General features: G+C 32.9%; 20 protein-coding genes. 5 read left to right on the forward strand and 15 right to left on the reverse strand.

The genetic code is table 11. The annotated features are described in order from the left end of the window. Nucleotides 1–144, forward strand: a 144-nt coding sequence (locus C8P70_RS05470) for a transposase (protein WP_208293383.1), incomplete at its 5' end; no start/stop codon positions are given. A 110-nt stretch (nucleotides 145–254) separates the two neighbouring features. On the opposite strand, the gene C8P70_RS05475 is transcribed toward C8P70_RS05470, so the two are convergent. Genes C8P70_RS05475 through C8P70_RS05490 form a run of 4 tightly spaced genes read right to left on the reverse strand, consistent with a single transcriptional unit; the run spans nucleotide 255 to nucleotide 3815 of the window. Next, nucleotides 255–719 (reverse strand): GNAT family N-acetyltransferase, encoded by a 465-nt coding sequence (locus C8P70_RS05475; protein WP_133712332.1) that lies wholly within the window; start codon nucleotides 717–719, stop codon nucleotides 255–257. Further along, entirely contained in the window at nucleotides 716–1669 is a 954-nt protein-coding gene (locus C8P70_RS05480; RefSeq protein WP_133712333.1) for an NAD(P)-dependent oxidoreductase, read from the reverse strand. Before C8P70_RS05480 ends, C8P70_RS05475 begins: the two co-directional genes overlap by 4 nt. Before the next feature lie 16 nt (nucleotides 1670–1685). After that, a complete protein-coding gene (serC, locus tag C8P70_RS05485; protein WP_133712334.1) occupies nucleotides 1686–2753 on the reverse strand; it encodes a 3-phosphoserine/phosphohydroxythreonine transaminase in 1068 nt (355 codons plus the stop codon). A 3-nt stretch (nucleotides 2754–2756) separates the two neighbouring features. Further along, a complete protein-coding gene (locus C8P70_RS05490; RefSeq protein ID WP_133712335.1) occupies nucleotides 2757–3815 on the reverse strand; it encodes an acyl-CoA reductase in 1059 nt (352 codons plus the stop codon). Nucleotides 3816–3891: 76 nt separating this feature from the next. Here C8P70_RS05490 and C8P70_RS05495 point away from each other — a divergent pair, with 76 nt between their 5' ends. Then, the gene (locus C8P70_RS05495; RefSeq protein ID WP_133712336.1) at nucleotides 3892–4242 is read left to right on the forward strand and encodes a 4Fe-4S dicluster domain-containing protein; all 351 of its coding nucleotides are present in this window, start codon (nucleotides 3892–3894) and stop codon (nucleotides 4240–4242) included. Nucleotides 4243–4300: 58 nt separating this feature from the next. Here the strand turns inward: C8P70_RS05495 and C8P70_RS05500 are convergent, their stop codons facing one another. Both C8P70_RS05500 and C8P70_RS05505 read right to left on the reverse strand, forming a co-directional pair. After that, nucleotides 4301–5830, reverse strand: coding sequence for an LTA synthase family protein (locus tag C8P70_RS05500; protein ID WP_243832667.1), 1530 nt, complete (start codon nucleotides 5828–5830; stop codon nucleotides 4301–4303). Nucleotides 5831–6464: 634 nt separating this feature from the next. After that, a complete protein-coding gene (locus C8P70_RS05505) occupies nucleotides 6465–7700 on the reverse strand; it encodes an ABC transporter permease (protein ID WP_133712338.1) in 1236 nt (411 codons plus the stop codon). A gap of 4 nt (nucleotides 7701–7704) precedes the next feature. On the opposite strand from C8P70_RS05505, the gene C8P70_RS05510 reads away from it, so the two are divergent. Beyond that, complete coding sequence (locus C8P70_RS05510; RefSeq protein WP_243832668.1) at nucleotides 7705–8955, forward strand: exo-beta-N-acetylmuramidase NamZ family protein; 1251 nt, start codon at nucleotides 7705–7707, stop codon at nucleotides 8953–8955. Nucleotides 8956–9066: 111 nt separating this feature from the next. Beyond that, nucleotides 9067–9273 (forward strand): hypothetical protein, encoded by a 207-nt coding sequence (locus C8P70_RS05515; protein ID WP_133712339.1) that lies wholly within the window; start codon nucleotides 9067–9069, stop codon nucleotides 9271–9273. A 6-nt stretch (nucleotides 9274–9279) separates the two neighbouring features. Here C8P70_RS05515 and C8P70_RS05520 read toward each other — a convergent pair whose 3' ends face one another. Further along, the gene (locus tag C8P70_RS05520) at nucleotides 9280–9777 is read right to left on the reverse strand and encodes a YkgJ family cysteine cluster protein (protein WP_133712416.1); all 498 of its coding nucleotides are present in this window, start codon (nucleotides 9775–9777) and stop codon (nucleotides 9280–9282) included. 64 nt (nucleotides 9778–9841) lie between these two features. On the opposite strand from C8P70_RS05520, the gene C8P70_RS05525 reads away from it, so the two are divergent. Further along, nucleotides 9842–10549, forward strand: a complete 708-nt coding sequence (locus C8P70_RS05525; protein ID WP_133712340.1) for a class I SAM-dependent methyltransferase — start codon at nucleotides 9842–9844, stop codon at nucleotides 10547–10549. A gap of 60 nt (nucleotides 10550–10609) precedes the next feature. On the opposite strand, the gene C8P70_RS05530 is transcribed toward C8P70_RS05525, so the two are convergent. From C8P70_RS05530 to C8P70_RS05570, 8 genes are all read right to left on the reverse strand, one after another. Beyond that, nucleotides 10610–11014: a DUF2059 domain-containing protein gene (locus tag C8P70_RS05530; RefSeq protein WP_133712341.1), complete on the reverse strand. Its 405-nt coding sequence runs from the start codon at nucleotides 11012–11014 to the stop codon at nucleotides 10610–10612. Nucleotides 11015–11056: 42 nt separating this feature from the next. Next, complete coding sequence (locus C8P70_RS05535; RefSeq protein ID WP_133712342.1) at nucleotides 11057–11686, reverse strand: 7-carboxy-7-deazaguanine synthase QueE; 630 nt, start codon at nucleotides 11684–11686, stop codon at nucleotides 11057–11059. Nucleotides 11687–11801: 115 nt separating this feature from the next. Next, nucleotides 11802–13481: a tetratricopeptide repeat protein gene (locus C8P70_RS05540; protein ID WP_133712343.1), complete on the reverse strand. Its 1680-nt coding sequence runs from the start codon at nucleotides 13479–13481 to the stop codon at nucleotides 11802–11804. A gap of 31 nt (nucleotides 13482–13512) precedes the next feature. Beyond that, nucleotides 13513–14463 (reverse strand): PstS family phosphate ABC transporter substrate-binding protein, encoded by a 951-nt coding sequence (locus tag C8P70_RS05545; protein ID WP_133712344.1) that lies wholly within the window; start codon nucleotides 14461–14463, stop codon nucleotides 13513–13515. 394 nt (nucleotides 14464–14857) lie between these two features. After that, on the reverse strand, nucleotides 14858–15715 hold the full coding sequence (locus C8P70_RS05555) for an energy transducer TonB (protein WP_133712346.1): 858 nt from the start codon (nucleotides 15713–15715) through the stop codon (nucleotides 14858–14860). A 26-nt stretch (nucleotides 15716–15741) separates the two neighbouring features. Next, nucleotides 15742–16287 carry an ExbD/TolR family protein gene (locus C8P70_RS05560; RefSeq protein ID WP_133712347.1) on the reverse strand — a complete coding sequence of 182 codons (546 nt, stop codon included), beginning with the start codon at nucleotides 16285–16287 and terminating at the stop codon, nucleotides 15742–15744. Nucleotides 16288–16308: 21 nt separating this feature from the next. Next, nucleotides 16309–16926: an ExbD/TolR family protein gene (locus C8P70_RS05565; RefSeq protein WP_133712348.1), complete on the reverse strand. Its 618-nt coding sequence runs from the start codon at nucleotides 16924–16926 to the stop codon at nucleotides 16309–16311. A gap of 69 nt (nucleotides 16927–16995) precedes the next feature. Next, on the reverse strand, nucleotides 16996–17832 hold the full coding sequence (locus C8P70_RS05570) for a MotA/TolQ/ExbB proton channel family protein (protein ID WP_133712349.1): 837 nt from the start codon (nucleotides 17830–17832) through the stop codon (nucleotides 16996–16998). Nucleotides 17833–18031 lie beyond the last annotated feature (199 nt).

Here is an 18031-nt window from a genome sequence, read left to right on the forward strand (position 1 = left end):
AGGAAAGCAGATGTAGAACCCACATTTGCACAACTCAAACACAACCGGAACTTCAAAAGATTTACCTTAAAAGGACTTGAAAAAGTGGAAATAGAGTTCGGATTGCATGCTTTAGCTCATAATCTCAAAAAGATGAGCGCTTAAACAAGAAGGATAACACTTCTTTTCCTCCGTTGTTAAGTCTATTTGGATTTTTGACCGCAATTTTTGAATCATAAAAAAAACCGTCCCGATTTTGTAAACGAGAAGGCTTCTTATTCTGTATTTTTATGTTTTCTCACCATATCTACATGCAGAATTCCATCTTCCAGATAATCATCAGAAACAGAATAAAAACCAAATGATTGATAAAATTTTTTAAGGTAACACTGAGCTCCGATTTGTATATCTTGCGCTCCAAATTCTTCTTCTATTTTATCAATAGTATGTCTGATTAGCTCTTTTCCTAACCCTTTTTTTCTATAATTTTCGTGGATTGCTACTCTTCCTATCGAAATCTGAGGATAACTCAATCCCGGTGGTACAATTCGAGCATAAGCGATAATTTGTTTTTCCGAAGTAGCGTAGATATGAAGGCAATGTTTGTCTTTTCCGTCCAGTTCCTGATAAGGACAATTTTGCTCCACAATAAAAACATCCATCCTTAATTGAATAATATCGTAGAACTCTTCTAATGTCAACTCGCCAAATGCCTTAGTATGCCAATGAATCATATTTATCCTTTTAGTAATAATTCTAAATTATTTAAAATTTCTCTCCATATTAAACTCCTGCTTTCATCAGTTGCTGCATTAATATTTGGCGAAAGCGAAAAAGCTGGTTGCATCAATACCTGAATTGCCGGATGGGGCTCTTCTTCAAAACGATCAATACCTGCAAAAAAAAGCTGTTCATCATTAATTGCATCAACTAAATCTACTTCATTAATTGCTTCCGGATAAGCACAATTAATCACTCCTATTAATTGTTTTGCTTTGTAAAAATGGTTATTATTTAATAGGTATCTCTCGTAATATTTAGAATGAATAGTCAAAAAATGAGCTTGTTCAACAACTTCATATAAATCAGAATGCTTTAAATCTACCTTAAAACGGATTTCGTTAGGCAAGATAAACTCAGTTTTTATTTGTGGTTCAGAATTGTCGCAATACAAAACTTTCATTCCCAATCCCAGTGCTTTTTGAGCTACTTTTTTACCTGCGTTATTCATTCCTATTACTCCGAGTGTTTTACCGGACAACTCTATTCCGTTTGAATAATAATTTTGAAGCATTTTAAAACTCAAATCTCCTTCTAGAGGCATATTTCTATTAGATTCCTGAAGAAATCGACATCCTGAAAATAGATGTGCAAAAACCATTTCGGCTGTGGCATTAGAAAGAGATTCTTCTGCCCAAATTACTTTTATTCCGTTAGATTGTATGTAATCTATCAGTTCTAAATTAGTAGATGTTCCTGAAAAAACAATAACTTTTAGTTTTTTTAGTTCATCTATCATTCGTTTATTTAATAAAGCATCACTCTTGACAATTAAAATATCAATTGCATTTTTTGTAATATAATTTACAAGTTGTTCATGCGCAACCTTCACTTCTACTATTTCAGCTCCTTTTTTCTCTAAGCTATTTTTTACTTCTTGAGGAATGCCGTCATTGGCTAATATTTTCATTTCCTATATTTTAATACTATACTATAAGTTTCATTTGGTTTAACACATCTGCTAATACTTTTACACTTTCTAATGACAATGCATTGTACAAAGATGCTCTATACCCTCCAACTGTCCGATGTCCTTTTATATTTACAATATTAGCTTCCAAACACAATTCGTCAAATATTTTGTTCATTTCCGGTTTTTCAAAATAAAAAGTAGCATTCATCTTGGATCGGTTTTTTTCTTCGGCTGTTCCATGTACAAAATCTAAGCAGTCTATCGTTTCATATAAAAGTGCAGCTTTTTTATTATTCAATTTTTCTATAGCTTCTACTCCTCCTTGTTTTTTAAGCCACTTCAAATTTAAAAAACATGTATAAACACCAAACACATTAGCTGTATGATACAGGCTATTTTTATTGAGGTGTTCCTGGTAATCCATCATGGCGGGAATAACTCTATTTGTATTTCCTAAAATTTCTTCTCGGAGTACAACAAGACTTAATCCAGCTGCTCCTATATTTTTTTGAACTCCGGCGTATATCAAATCTATTTTATCGCAGTTAAATACACGCGAATAAATATCGGAACTCATATCGCAAACCAGTACATTATCCGTTTGAGGGATTTTTTGAAATTGAGTACCGTGTATAGTATTATTAGAGGTAAAATGTACGTAATCCAATCTTTCAGGTATCTCAAAATTATCGGGAATATAGCTAAAATTTTTATCTTCCGATGAAGCTAAAATTTTCGCTTGCCCAAATATTTTCGCTTGCTCAATTGCTTTTAAAGACCAATTTCCCGTATTGATATACCCCGCCTTTGTTGTAAGTAAATTAAAAGGAACTCTCAAAAACTCCATACTTGCTCCTCCTTGTAAAAAAAGAGCAGAATAACCCTTATTTTGCAATCCTAAAAGCTCAAGCGACATTTTTCGGGTTTCTTCCAGAATATTGATAAACTCTTCACTCCTATGTGATATAGATAAGATGGATACTCCTGAATTATTAAAGTTTAATATAGCTTGTGCCGACGATTGATAAACCTCATCTGGAAGCAAACAGGGACCTGCATTAAAATTATGTATTTTTTCCATAAATTATAAGCTCAATAAAAAGGTTAAAGTATCTACGTTATCCGCATAATCCCACAATTGAGGAAACTGGGACTTTCCAAAAGCTATACTCCCTGTTATTATTCCACAGGATACGATGCATTGTATTTTTTCATAATCTGCTTTTAACTGTTGCTCTAATTGTTGTAAGTCATCGTAATATTCATAAAAAACTGAAGATATTGGCGAAGAATATGCTTTGTCTTCCTTGATTGTCATAAAACCGTTATCCAGAATTTTATATTCACTCATTAAAAAAACAGCTTTATTGTAGTCATAATTATTAGAATATTTCTCATATTCAATCACTTCCTTGTATTCAAACATCGCTTGAAAGAAGTTGTCAAAATTATAATCTTTAGGAACAAAAAGTTTAGATACGTTACGACACCCTAAGCCGTAATATGTAAAAATATCTTTACCCAGTGCAACTAGATCTTTCTTGCTTTCACTACCATTTAAAACAGCAACTGAGTTTCTGTTTTTGCGGATTACATTTGGATAATTGCTAAAATAATACTCAAAATAGCGAGCTGTATTATTACTTCCCGTAGCAATTACAGCTTCAAATCCTTCCAGTCTTTCTTTTACAAATTCAATCCGATCAGCAAACTCGGGTTGAATCGCTATTAAATATTTCGCCAAAAAAGGCAAAAGCTTTGAATCATTAGAAGACAGTTTTACTTTTACAGTATTTCCTGAAATTAAAACAGATAAAAAATCATGAAACCCAACCAAAGGTATATTGCCTGCCAAAATCAATCCGATTTTTTTCATCGGTTCAAAAGAAAAATCATATTTAGAGGTCCACAAATCTAAATTTTCTTTTGTTAAAGCCTTAGTCCAAGAATCAATAGCCACAATTATCTGATCAGCTGTAAACCAACCATTATAATTCACTGAGTCATAAATTAGCTCCTCAAAATCTTTATAAAATAACTCGTTTAAACTAATTTTTTCATTTTTTTGAAAATTCGGAGATGAAAATTGGAATAAAAAATCACCCAATGCTACAAAAGCCATTTTTTTTGTACCTAAATCCATATTGATTTGTTTGTAAATTGTTTTGGACGTAAATTTGTAACAAAGTTAATACATATTAAATCAAAAAAATAAGCTTATGGCAATCATTATAACAGACGAATGCATAAATTGTGGTGCTTGTGAACCTGAGTGTCCAAACACAGCAATTTATGAAGGTGCCGATGACTGGAGATACAAAGATGGAACCAGCCTTACAGGCAAAGTTATTTTACCTGATGGAACAGAAGTTGATGCAGATACAGCACAAGACCCTATTTCAGATGAATACTATTATATTGTTCCATCCAAATGTACAGAGTGCAAGGGCTTTCATGAAGAACCTCAATGTGCTGCTGTATGTCCTGTAGATTGTTGTATTCCGGATGATAATCATGTTGAAAGCGAAGATATTTTATTACAACGACAAGCATTTTTACACAATCAATAAATATAAAAGGGAGGTTTTTTTAAGCCTCCTTTTTTAAACTACAGATAAACCCTATCTATCATTTATTCGCTATATGCTTTACTCCTTTTTTCAATAAGTGTTTTTGTATATCGCTGTAAATATTAGCAGTTTGCATAGTGGTATACACTTTCATTTTCTCCTGCATATATGTAGCATGTTCGGATTGGTTATTATTAACCTTTAATTGGCGTTTATTGTTATCCTTCCAGGTGTAGTAATATGGTTTATTGTTTTCTACTGACAAAACTCCCACCGAATCTGCAATAAAATTATAATCGTTGATAGCAAAGCGATAAGGCTGGTTCTTTTTAAACATATCATCTCCGGTGTAAGTATATTGGGCATCGGATAAACTCAGATTAAAAATTGTCGGAAAAATGTCTTTGTGGGATACAATAATCTGATCATTATAGTATTCGGGTTTATATTTTTCTGGTATATACATCAAAACTGGTACACTTCTCTTCAAAAACCCTTCTTCTGGTTCATATTCAAAAACCTGACGAATATTGTGATCACCTGAAGCAACAATAATGGTATTTTCTCCCAAAGGAGAATTTCGAATATTTTTAATAAACCGTGCTAATTGTGATGCTGCGTACTGATGTGAAGCAAAATTGGCATAAGCTGTTTTTTCATCTACTCTTATCTTATCCTTTAATTCATTATTCATTCGGATAGGATAAGGCTTATAATGATTCGGAACTTCAAATGGTGTATGATTGCTGATTGTCAGTCCAAAAATAAATTGCGGCTTGTTGTTATCTTGTTTTAACAAATACAATATATAATCAAACAAATAACCATCGTGTACTCCCCAGGCAAATTCCTCTGCATCTGGAAATTTTTCTTTTATCAAATTACCTCCTCCGATTTCATCATATCCTTGATTTTTTATAAAATTATCAATGTTTCGCCAAGAAATACTCGCTCCAGTCATAAAACTGGCTTTATACCCTTTATCTTTAAACGGCAAGGCGATCGATGAAGAAAAAGGCGTATCAAAATAAATCGACTGAGAAATAATTGTTTTTGGTGTTCCTACCAAAAAATTTTCCAATGTTTGTATAGTTCCGTTATAAGCGGAAAGTCCATTTTTAAAATAGTACAAGTGCGGTAATTCTTCAGCCAAATCTCCTAATAAATTTAACTCTTTTGTATTTAGTTCAAAATAGTGATTACTCATACTCTCCATTTGCAAGAATACTACATTGGGGGGATTATTTTCTAAAAACTCATTATAAGGTGTTTTTGTCTTTAAATTTTCATCAAAAATATTACCTAAATCCTTTTGATAAACAGCCTGTAAATCTGATTTTGAAGTAAATCCATTCGCTGCCAATTCCTGTTCAATATCAGGCTTAATTTCATTTTCTTTCCGTTCGGAATTAGCAAATTTCAAACTATACAGTGCATTATAACACAGCGAATTAACAAATTCATTCGTCGTAACATTTGTGTGTTCTCTTCTCAAAGTAAATTCTCCCAAACTTCCTCTCATCCCTACAAAAAACAAAGGAAAAACAAGTAACAAAACTAACGCCAATAGTTTATTTTCTCGTTTCACAGGTAAAAACAATCTTTTTTTAACTTTTTTATTAAATACCAAAAATAACATTATTGCTCCAGTATAAATCAAGATAATTTTAAAAATAGGATAATCCGTCCATACGGAATTAAGTACTGCCGTTGTATCGTCATAAAAAATCCCAAAGAATAGTAAGTTAATATGTGATTGAAAAAACTGATAAAAAAAATAGTCTACCATTATCAGAGATACAAATAAAAATAAGATTATTAATAAATAGTATTTAGAAAAAATACTGTAAAAGTGAATAAAGGAGTATGTTCTGCTTTTAGGGATAAATAAGGCTATAATCCAAAGAAAGACAAGGGGGAGAAATCCATAACAAATTGCAGAAACATCAAAACGTGCACCAACCCAAAACGCCTTTAGTACTCCTAATTTATAATGACTTGACTCAGAAAAATTACCATAAGATAGCAAAAAGAATAATCTGCCTGTAAAAAAGACTAAAAAAAAGTAAGCAAAATACTTTAATCCGCTCAGAACAACTTTTTTAAATACTCCTAAGTTCATAAAGAAAATCTATATTGTTTAGCTAAGGCAAAAATAACAATAAGATTATCTTTTATTAACTTTTACATAACTTTTATATTAAAACACTTTCTGAAACACATTAATCATAGCGGATTGCTTTGACAGGAGATATTTTGGTAATCATATAAGAAGGGATAAGCAAGACGAGCATAGCAATAATAATAACTCCTAAATTGAGCAAAAACACATCTGAAAAACGGATTAAAACAGGTGCTTCCCGCACATAATACGAATTAGGATCCAGTTTAATCAATCCTGTATATTTTTGAAGATAAAGCAAGCTTAAACCAATAAAATTCCCCCACAGCAATCCTTTAAAAATAAGATAAAAGGCATTGTATAGAAAAATCTTGCGAATACTCCAGTTATTTGCCCCTAATGCTTTTAGAATACCGATCATTTGTGTTCGTTCTAAAATTAATACTAATAAAGCAACAATCATATTAATAGACGCTACTGCTACCATAATAATAATAATTACCATGATGTTAAAATCAAACATATCTATCCAGCTGAATATATTAGTATATTTATCAATAATAGTTTTGCTGTCTACCGAAGATGGCAATGTCAGATAGATTTCCTTTCCTTTTTCTTCAATCTTGTCAAAATCAAGAAGAACAACTTCAAATGCTCCTACCTGATTTTCAGCCCAGCGGTTAAGCCTTTGAACGTGTTTTATATCACCTATCACAATATTGGCATCAAACTGCTGAAGCCCTGAACTGTAAATTCCCACAATTTCAAACTGACGAATATTGGGGATTCTATTTCCCCAGTCTTTCATAAAGTAAGTAGTAACTTTATCTCCAACTTTAAAGTTTAGGCGATTAGCGATATATTCCGACAATAAAATTTCATTGCTTATGTCTTTTCCGTATTTAGGCAAACGACCCGCTACCAGATAATCACCTATTTCTGTGAGATTATACAAAGTATCCACTCCCTTGTATACAATTCCGTCAAAAGCAGTTTCAGTGCGAACTATTCCAGCCTTCGAGGCATACGACTGTACTGTCTTTATTCCATCTATTCCTTTAAATTTAGGATAATAGTTCGAATCTACTTCTAAAGGCTTTAACGTAATATCCGTAACATTACTATCGTAATTAGTTATTATTACATGTCCGCTGAAAGCTGAAATTTTATCCCTAATTTTGTATTTAAGTCCTAAACCGGTGGCTACTGAAACAAGCATCATAATAATTCCCAATGCAATCGCTGTAATTGCAATTTTTATGATGGGAGCAGACACGCTGCTTTTGTGGTTTTTAGCAGTGACCAGACGTTTGGCTATAAAATATTCTAATTTCAAAATTATGGCTGTATCAGTTTTAAAAGTCAAAAATACACTATTATTTTTTACTGTAATATTGTTTACTTGTTTAAGTTCAATTTGTAAAGCTCAAATCAAGACAGGCGCCGAACAAACCGATATCTATCTTCCTCTGTTAAAAGGAAAAAAAGTAGGTATTTTAACCAATCAAACGGGAATAATTGAAATACTAGAATCAGGTGCTCCGATAAGCAGCTATCAAAGCGGTTGCATGGATCACACAACGATAGCAATGGAAAAAGCAACATATAGCATAGTCGATTTTTTGATAGAGAATAAAGTTAACATACAGAAAATCTATTCTCCGGAACACGGTTTTAGAGGAACTGCCGATGCTGGCGAATTAATCAAAGACGGAAAAGATACCCAAACCGGACTGCCTATTATTTCGCTTTACGGCAACACCAAAAAACCGACAAAAGAGCAATTACAAAATATTGACATTATGGTTTTTGATTTACAGGACGTTGGTGCCCGATTTTTTACTTACATTTCATCTTTGCACTATTTAATGGAAGCCTGTGCCGAAAACAATATTCCGCTACTTGTTTTTGATCGCCCAAACCCAAAAGGAGCAACAGTGGACGGACCTGTTTTAGACATGAAAAACAAAAGTTTTGTAGGGATGCATCCTATTCCCGTTTTACACGGAATGACCATTGGAGAATACGCACAGATGATTAACGGCGAAAAATGGCTGAAAAATGGAGCTCAAGCAAATCTTACCGTTATAAAATGTTCTGATTACAGTAAAGACATGCCTTATTCTTTACCGGTAAAACCTTCACCAAACTTACCTAACGACTTATCTGTTAATCTTTACACGAGCCTGTGTTTTTTTGAAGGAACAAACGTTAGTCTTGGGCGGGGAACAGAACAGCAATTTCAGATTTATGGTTCTCCTTATTTAAAAAACATGTCCTTTACTTTTACCCCAAACCCAAATGTGGGGGCAAAAAATCCTATGCATAACGGAAAACTGTGTTATGGAGAAGATTTATCAAGTCACGAATTCATTGAAGGATTATCTTTAGAATGGCTGCTGAAAGCCTACACGCATTCTGAAAATAAAATTGATTTTTTTAATAATTACTTTATTAAGCTTGCAGGAACAGACAACTTAAAACAACAAATCATCAATGGCAGCAGTGAAGATGAAATAAGAGCATCCTGGCAAAAAGATCTGGAAAAATTTAAGGAAATAAGAAAACTATATCTAATTTACGAAGAATAAACGGTACATTTAAATTTAATCAAAAACCATCATTTTTAGCAATTTTTTCTATCAGTTACAGGATAGATATTAGTATATTTGACTTAATTTTTTCAAACTAAAAAACTACATATGAATATAGGTGATAGAATTATCCGCTTTGTAGATATGATTTTGGACTGGTTTGACCGTATTAAAGGATATTTAGAAGATGCCTCTGCTTTTTTTGAAAAGCTAAAAGATTTAATTCTTGAATTGGTTGAATATTTCAATGCTCAAATTGATAATTATACAGATAGAAAATTAGCAACTATTAGTGAAGAACATTTTTTTATTTAATATTTATTACTTAGCGGGAATTCTCTTTTTCATTTCCTCCACTACTCTGTAAGCCGCCGGACATATTGCGGTATTCTTTAATGTAAGATTAGTGATTTGCTGAAACTTTTTTCGATCAGTATGCGGGTATTCTCTGCAAGCTTTAGGGCGCACATCATAAATCATACAACAATTTTCAGAATCCAAAAAAGAACAAGGCAAATTTTGCAGTACATAATCTTTATCTTCATCTATATACAAATATTGACTTATAAACTGCTGTGGTTTCATTTTTAAATGTTTTGCAATTCGTTCAATATCTGCATTAGTAAACAACGGACCGGTTGTTTTGCAACAATTAGCGCATTGCAGGCAATCAATTTCATCAAAAACCTCATTGTGAATTTGCTGCATTTGATAATCCAAATCTTTAGGTACTCTTTTTTTTAACTTGTCAAAATACTTCTTATTTTCATTATGCTTATCTTTGGCAAGCGTTGGCAGCTGTTGTAATTCTCTTTCCATTAAATTGGTTTTTGAAATAGCAAATTTATCAATATCTGCCATTTATTTATAGAAAAAAATACTAATGAAAGATCTTTTAGGAAAAGCCATTTTAGATTTTCAAACTAATAATAGTCCTCAAAATATTGTAACAGAAACAGATATTTCTGAAGCAGAAGAAATGGATATTGCTTATCTTTTCCGAACGTATGACAAAATGCCTTTATTAGAACAAAAAGCACTTGATCTCTGTAAAGGAAATATTTTGGATGTAGGATGCGGAGCAGGCAGTCACAGTCTGCATTTATTAAAAAAAGGGTTCGATGTACAATCCATCGATATCTCTCAGAATGCAATTGAAGCTTGCAGAATAAGAGGAATCAACCAGGCAGAAGTTTGTGATGTACTGGATTTAAAAAATCAAAAGTTTGATACTATTTTACTTTTAATGAATGGTACCGGAATCTTCGGAAGGCTTAAACACATTACTAAATATCTTCAACACCTAAAGAGTCTTCTCCATCCGGGAGGACAAATTTTAATGGACAGTTCTGACCTGATTTATATGTTTGACGAAGATGAAGACGGTGGAAAATGGATTCCTATGGACAATAAAGATTATTATGGCGAACTTGTTTTTACTATACAGTACAAAGGCGAAACAGAAATTCCTTTTAATTGGCTATATTTAGATTACAATACTTTACAAAATGCGGCAATAGCTAATGGCTTTAAAACAGAATTGCTTGCAGAAGGAAATAATTGCGATTATCTCGCCAAACTATATTTGTAAAACAAAAAAGCAGAATCTCTTTTAGATCCTGCTTTTTTGTTTTTAATATAATATACGTAGTTATTCTTCCATGTATTTCATCATAACACCTTGCAATCCCATAGCCCATTCCTGACCTACTTGTTGTCCTTTCTCAAATAGAATTGCACTTTTCTCATTTAGTTTTTTTCCAACCGGCGATTCGTAAAATTTGATCATTTCTTTTACATCTTCATGGGTGAATTCACTCATATACATATCTGCCATTTTATCCATCAATACATTCAAGCTTGATTTTAGCTCTTTATTGAATTCAGCTCTTTTAGCCTCCGGAATATTGGTTTCCAATTCCTTTGTCAACATTTCAAAAGTATTCAACTGTCCGCTCAATTCCATATACTTTTTCATGTCAGTTTTAAAAGCATCTTGAGCAAAAGCAAACTGAGCTGCTATGAACAATATAAAAGTTAATGCCACTTTTTTCATAATAAAATTTTTAAATTAATGATGATGTAAATATAAAGCTAATTAAGGAATATCCAAAAATTTATGGGTTTGCAAAGAAATTTTCCATTTTGGATTTTGCTTTACATATTCAATGATCAAGGGCATCATTTCTGTACGTTTGCCCCACTCCGTCTGTAGCAGTAATAATGCATTTTTATTCACCTTTGCAGCTTGCTCTTCTGCAAAAATAAAATCGTGTTTATTATAAATAATTACTTTTAATTCATTTGCTGCATCGTATACGCTTTGTACAGGCAATTTTGCCTTTTTAGGTGAAAGACAGATCCAATCAAAATCTCCTGATAATTCATACGCTCCAGAAGTTTCAATATTGGTCTGCATTCCCTTTCTTTTCAATTCAGCTGTGAGATAATCTAAATTATACATCAAAGGTTCACCTCCGGTAATAACCGCTAGTTTAGCTATTTTTGAGGCTCTTTCAATAATATCTTCAACTTTTGTCAAGGGATGCAAAGTGGCATTCCAGCTTTCTTTTACATCACACCAGTGACATCCCACGTCACAACCTCCCAGCCGAATAAAATAAGCTGCATGCCCTGAATAATACCCTTCTCCCTGAATAGTATAGAACTCCTCCATCAAAGGCAAATTTATTCCAGCATCTAAAGCTTTTTTAGTTTCTGCTTCCATATCAAAATACTGATTAAAAGCGCAAATATAAAGCTAATCCAATTGAAACACTCTTAATAAAAAATAAAAAAACTCACTTAGACTAAGTGAGTTTTTATAATAAAAACAGAATCTTTTACTGCTTTATTGCATCAATTGTATTTTTGGCAAAGCTATTATTAGGATCTAATTCTAATACTTTATTAAATACGGTAATAGCTTCCGAATTTTGATCATGGTTTGCATAATACGTTGCTATTGAGGTATAAGCTTCAATAACTTTATCTCTATTGCCTTGATCTTTCAGTTCGTTTTTCTCGGTTAACGCATTAATATATCCTTTATACGCTTCAAACATAGGCTCTTGAGATTCTATTGTATTAAGAAATCTATTAGCACGTGCTTTAAAGAAATAAGCATCTTGAGTCAACGGAGAGGCTTCGATCGCTTTAGTCAAATAATCACTTGATTTTTGTAATAATTCTTTGCTTTCCGGACCGTCTTCTTTTCCTAAGAAATAGTAAGAATATCCAACGTAGTAGTTATCATATACATAACCTGAGGAATTTTTAACATCCGCAGAAATACTCAAAATATCTATTACCTCCTGAAACTTCTCCTGTCTGAAAAGCGCTAATCCATGGCGGTTAAATTCTCCGGCAATGGCCTCTTCTACTTTTACCGCATCACGCAAATGAGCTAGTCCTTTTTGATAAGTTGCCTCATCTCCATTTTCTTTTGCTACGCCAATTTCTGCTAGTCCCAGATACATATAATCTCTTCCGATTGCATTTAAGCTATTAGATTCCTTTAAATAAACTTTTAAGAACTTATCCAACGCTTCTACACTCGTTTGATAGTGTTTATTCTCATAAGCTGCAAAACCTAAATATCGATAGATACGAGGATTTACACCTTTTATATCTTTAATTTCATGAGCTATTTTCTCTAATTCAGGAAAATTATCTGTCAAAACTAAAAAATCAGCATATCTCATTTTTGCATCAACCGATCCTCCGGTTGCATTAATATACTTTTTGTAGTTTTCGCCAGCTTTAGCAATAAATTCTTTTTCTTTAGGCGCATTTACCTTTGACCACATATAGTAAATTTCTGCTATCTCTCGGTGCGCTGGTGCGTAATCTGGATTGGTAGCCACTATTTCTTCACAAGCCTTAATAGCATCTGCATAAGCACGTGCTTTTTTCGTGATCATTGCCATTTGAAATTTGGCATCAATCAAGGAATTATCCAAATCATAAGCATTTCTAAAAGCAGAATAAGCATCATTCAGATTTTTTTGTTCCAAATAAGAACGTCCTAAAAGTAAATAAGCCGTCGGATTTTTATAATCTTTTTCAATTATTTCCTGTGCAATTTTTTGTGCTGCCTTGGCATTCGGATTCTTAGTATTCAGATAAGCGGCTGCAATTAAAAGCTGCTCATCATAATCTTTCTTTTTTATGTCTTTTTCAGCTTTTGCAAAATTTGCCTGAGCTTCAGATACTCTATTGTTATCCAATTCTATTTGTGCCAGACCAATATAATTCAAAGATCCTTTATTTTTGACAGAAACTCCTTTATCAAAATAATAACGAGCAGAGTCAGACTGATCTTCTCTCAGTAAAACATCTCCTAAATGATAATAATTAATACCATCATTTGGCTGACTGCTAACTAAAGTTCTTAAAATTTCTTTAGCTTTATCATACTGCTCATCCTGAATTGCCTTTTTGGCTTCGGATAAGTCCTGTGCAAACAACCCACTACTTGCTAAAACAGCTACTAATAACGATAGTGAATACTTTTTGTCCATATCTATGAATTTATGATTTTATGTAATTCTATTATAATTCTTTTTTTACTAAAATTTCTCTGGGAGGCACTTTAAAAGGAACCAATCCTGATTTTAAAATAATTCGCTGACCTTTATAACCAGCAATATACGAAGAAAAACCAACTCCCAATCCTGTTTTACCTTGAAAATCCCAAATATAAAGATCTCGTGTTAACGGATAGGTTTTCTCTGCAATATTATTTTGGGTTGCCTTATAATATTTACCATCTTCTGGGTTTTTGACTCCTAAAACTTTTATAGTTTTTAGTTTTTCAGATATTTTTTCATCAGGCTGAACCAGCCAATTTAAACCTACAATTCCTATAGCCTTTGAATTTTTACTCACGTAATCAATCACTTCTTCTGTACTCGGCAAAAAGTAAGCATAATTTTTAGGAAATGATTCAACGCCAGACATCTTTCTGAATTGTTTACTCACACTTGAATTAACATTGTCAAAAACAAAAATTGCCTGATCTTCTTCATTTGGTTTTTCTTGCTTCAAATTTTTCAAAAGACTATCATAATCAACAATAGAATCTGAATAAGATTTACTAGCGACAAAAACAATAGCATCTGTTGCAAAATGGGTTACTTTAGGAAATAAACGTCCTTTGATTAACTCTTTTTCATTCTCGTCTAACGCTCTTGGGAGTACAGCCAGTCGCGCAGAATCTTTAAAAATTGCCATCAAAATTTCCTGTTCTGATTTCTTAATTAAATCAATTTTGGCTCTTCTGTATTCGCTTTCAAAAACATCTCTTACATCTTCAACTACAGGAAATATTGATTCTTCAACCAGAATTTCTATTTTTCCCGAAACCGGTGTTTCTTCAATTTCATCAAAATTAATTTCTTCTTCAACAATCGTTTTCTTGTCTTTTTTACATTGCACAAAAGCAAAAAGCATAAATCCACTCAAAAGCAAGATACGGAATATTGAAGAGAGTCGTATTTTCATTAATTTATCTTTACAATTTACTTAGTCTATCCATTGGTTCTTGTATTGAAAAACCACTTTAATATAATCGCCTAAAGATATGTATTTCTTGATAATAAAAACAAATAATAATGTTTTTTAACAAAAAAAGAGTTGTCAATTCATTAGACAACTCTTTCTTTAAATTTTAATACTTAATTTTTTTTAGTTCAGTAACCTAAAAAATCTAAATCCTGCATATATTATCAGTAAAATACCAAACAACATTCTATTCGTATATTCTATCGTTAACGGCATATCTTTCCAAACAATAAAAACAATACCGAGAACTAAATATAACAAAAAGAACAAAAGTCCAAAAAAGAACAGAAATCGCTGTAAAGGCGATTTCTGCTTAAATTTATTCTTAAACATGCTATTGTACTTGAATAGTAATTGGCAATGTAAATTGAGATCGAACTGTTTTTCCGTTCTGAACAGCAGGCTTCCATTTCGGCATATTTGACAACACACGAACTGCTTCTTTTCCTGCACCATATCCCGGATCACGAAGAACTTTAATTCCTGTTAAAGATCCGTCTTTTTCAACGATAAACTGAACGATAACCTGAATACGCTTCACAGAAGAATCAATATCCGGCGTTCTGAATCGGCTGATAAATTGCTTTTGGAAAGCTCCCATACCTCCTGGATATTCTGCCTGAACCTGTACAGCAATAAATACTTGATTCGGATCACCATCTCCATCTCCCCCGGTTCCCTTATCTGCTTCTCCGGTTTTTTCTCCGGTTTTAATTTCACCGTGTTCTTTATCGCCTTTCATGTCTTTTTTTCCAACTTCAACATCTTCTTTGAAGTCTTCTTGTTTAGCGATTTCTTCCACTACCTCTTCTTTCTTGGCAATTTCAGGTTCAGTAAATTTTTTAGTATCATTTACTGATTTTACCTCATCTGCCGGTGGTGGCGGTGGCGGTGGCGGAACATCTTCCGGTGGCGGTGGTGGTGGCGGAATATCTTGTGGAAGATCTATATTCTGCATTTCAACCACTTTATCCAACGGATCGTCCATTTTATTTTTCCCAAACGTACCTTTTGCCATATCTATCAGCAACGGAGAAGCAATAGCCAATCCAAATAATGCTATACCGCTAAATAAAGCTATTGTGGTTACCTTGGGGTTTTCAGATCTTAGCTGATATGCTCCGTAAGACTTGTTACGTCCTTCGAATACGATATCAAGCCAATCTTTTCTAAAGATATTTAATTTTGACATAATTTCTTTTTTTCTTAGGACATTAACTATTCTTCACCTAATATTTCTAAATCTAAATCTGTAATATCTACAAGCGCATAAGACTTAATATTCGAAATAGCCATTTCATCCAAAATGTCTACTAAATTTCGATAATTAGCGTTTTTACTTGCTTTGATAATCACAATCAAACCTTTCTCCTGATCTCCTCCAGAATAAGCAACTGCCTGTCTGTTTTTCTCTAACAATATCGGGCGAATTCCTGATTTTCCGTAAGTTTGATCATTAGGTCCTTCCAATGGTTCATTAGGCATTCCCATGTACCATTTCATTTTATTATCCGCACCTAACAAAATTGTCATCGTACGGTTTTCATCTACCTTCGTCTTGTCTTCATCTGGTTTTTCTGTATCTTCTTTGTCAGGCATTGCCAGATTCATAGACTGAGGTTTGCTCATGGAAGTGGTCAACATAAAGAAGGTAATCAATAAGAAAGCCAAATCTACCATCGCTGTTAAGTCAACTCCAGCATTCTGTTTCTTACTTCTTACTTTTTTATCTTTACCGTCACCACCTGTATTTAATTCAGCCATTTGCGATTTCTTTTTTAATGATTAAAAATCTTCGTTTCTTAGTCCGGTAACCAAAAAGAATCTAAATACTCTTTGTTCCTGCAAAATATCAATTACCTCTTTAATTTTAGGATAACTTTCTTCTGCATCGCCCTTAATTGCAACGTCAATAATTTTGTTATTTTTTTCTTTTGCAACAATTCGAGCTACCTGAACCCAGTCTTTCAATTGATTATTTACAGAATCAATCGGTATTCCTGCTTGTTCTGCACCGACCTTATTTCTAACATCGACAGGAAGATTCAAAAACTTTTTCAATTCATTCATCGGAGTTCCGATTGCCTCTAAATATGAAAAAGCTTGTTTTTCTTCATCACTAAAATTGATATTGTATCGCTCTCCCATTTTTTCAAGAGTTGCAATACGTTCTTCTTTTCCCAGAACCCCAAAGAAAACTTTGTCTTGTCCTACCGTTACAGTTGCCAAATTAATTTCGGGCAATTTTGTTTGTACAGTAGAACTTGGAGTATCAACTGGTAATGGCTCTGGAAGTTTTGCTGTTGAAGTCAATACGAAGAATGTCAAAAGTAGAAACGACACGTCGCACATTGCGGTCATATCCACTCTCATACTCCTCTTTTTCATTTTACCTTTAGCCATTGATAAATTTTTTATGTGTAAACCTATTTTATATAGGTTTTATTATTACATTATGCTCTTATCTATTAATTATTTTGACAATCCTCTGAACTTTCTGTAAGACTGAGTAATTGCAAAGCCTGCTTCGTCAATAGAATAAGTTAATCTATCAATTTTTGTAGTAAATGAGTTGTACATTACGATTGCTAATGTAGAAGTTCCAATACCTGTTGCCGTACATACTAACGCCTCGGAAATACCTGTTGCTAAAGCGGCTGAATCCGGAGTTCCAGAAGTTGCCAAAGCTGAGAACGCTTTAATCATCCCTGTTACTGTTCCTAAAAGACCAACCAATGTACCAATAGACACTAACGTAGCCAATACAATCATATTTTTCTCCAACATCGGCATTTCTAATGTAGTAGCTTCTTCGATTTCTTTTTGGATAGCTTCTGTAGCTTCTTCACTATTGAAACCTTCTTTTTTCATTTCTTCATATTTTACCAAACCAGCTCTTACAACATTTGCTACAGATCCTTTTTGAGCATCACAAGCATCCATAGCTTCGCTGATTCTTCCTGCATTAATGCTTCCTTGGATTTCTTGAACAAATTGCCCTACATTTCCTTTTCCTGATGCTTTAGAAATTACAGCAAATCTTTCTATTGAGAAAACAATTACCATTGTTAGCAATCCAATCAAAACAGCAACTACAGGACCTCCTTTGTAAATCATCCCCATAAAGTTACCTGGTAGCGGCTCTGCATCTCTATCTCCATTCATAAAGTTACCAGAATCCCCCATGACATATCTCCAGATTATAAATCCAAATACAAGACATAGAACTACTGCTAATGATGCAAATAATTTACTTGCTCCTGAGCTTGACGCTTTTTTCTCAACTGATTCGTTTGATACGTTTGTCATCTTTTTAAAATTTAATTCTTCTTTTTTTCAATTATTACTTAATTACTTTTTCTCTTTTTATCTGTTATGAGAGTCGCAAATTTATGTTTTTAGATTAAATAAAAAAATTAAAAATGATTTTTTTGAAGTTTGTAAAAGTTGATTTAACACTAAAAAAATTTAAGTCTCCTGTATTTTAATAAAAAGTTAAGCAAAGGTA

Source organism: Myroides indicus (assembly GCF_004364575.1).
Taxonomy (GTDB): domain Bacteria; phylum Bacteroidota; class Bacteroidia; order Flavobacteriales; family Flavobacteriaceae; genus Flavobacterium; species Flavobacterium indicum_A.

Coding starts and splice junctions, on each gene's coding strand:
- C8P70_RS05480 (WP_133712333.1), bottom strand. CDS start 1,669: ATGAAAATATTAGCCAATGACGGCATTCCTCAAGAAGTAAAAAATAGC.
- serC (WP_133712334.1), bottom strand. CDS start 2,753: ATGGAAAAAATACATAATTTTAATGCAGGTCCCTGTTTGCTTCCAGAT.
- C8P70_RS05490 (WP_133712335.1), bottom strand. CDS start 3,815: ATGGATTTAGGTACAAAAAAAATGGCTTTTGTAGCATTGGGTGATTTT.
- C8P70_RS05495 (WP_133712336.1), top strand. CDS start 3,892: ATGGCAATCATTATAACAGACGAATGCATAAATTGTGGTGCTTGTGAA.
- C8P70_RS05510 (WP_243832668.1), top strand. CDS start 7,705: ATGGCTGTATCAGTTTTAAAAGTCAAAAATACACTATTATTTTTTACT.
- C8P70_RS05515 (WP_133712339.1), top strand. CDS start 9,067: ATGAATATAGGTGATAGAATTATCCGCTTTGTAGATATGATTTTGGAC.
- C8P70_RS05520 (WP_133712416.1), bottom strand. CDS start 9,777: ATGGAAAGAGAATTACAACAGCTGCCAACGCTTGCCAAAGATAAGCAT.
- C8P70_RS05525 (WP_133712340.1), top strand. CDS start 9,842: ATGAAAGATCTTTTAGGAAAAGCCATTTTAGATTTTCAAACTAATAAT.
- C8P70_RS05530 (WP_133712341.1), bottom strand. CDS start 11,014: ATGAAAAAAGTGGCATTAACTTTTATATTGTTCATAGCAGCTCAGTTT.
- C8P70_RS05535 (WP_133712342.1), bottom strand. CDS start 11,686: ATGGAAGCAGAAACTAAAAAAGCTTTAGATGCTGGAATAAATTTGCCT.
- C8P70_RS05540 (WP_133712343.1), bottom strand. CDS start 13,481: ATGGACAAAAAGTATTCACTATCGTTATTAGTAGCTGTTTTAGCAAGT.
- C8P70_RS05545 (WP_133712344.1), bottom strand. CDS start 14,463: ATGAAAATACGACTCTCTTCAATATTCCGTATCTTGCTTTTGAGTGGA.
- C8P70_RS05555 (WP_133712346.1), bottom strand. CDS start 15,715: ATGTCAAAATTAAATATCTTTAGAAAAGATTGGCTTGATATCGTATTC.
- C8P70_RS05560 (WP_133712347.1), bottom strand. CDS start 16,287: ATGGCTGAATTAAATACAGGTGGTGACGGTAAAGATAAAAAAGTAAGA.
- C8P70_RS05565 (WP_133712348.1), bottom strand. CDS start 16,926: ATGGCTAAAGGTAAAATGAAAAAGAGGAGTATGAGAGTGGATATGACC.
- C8P70_RS05570 (WP_133712349.1), bottom strand. CDS start 17,832: ATGACAAACGTATCAAACGAATCAGTTGAGAAAAAAGCGTCAAGCTCA.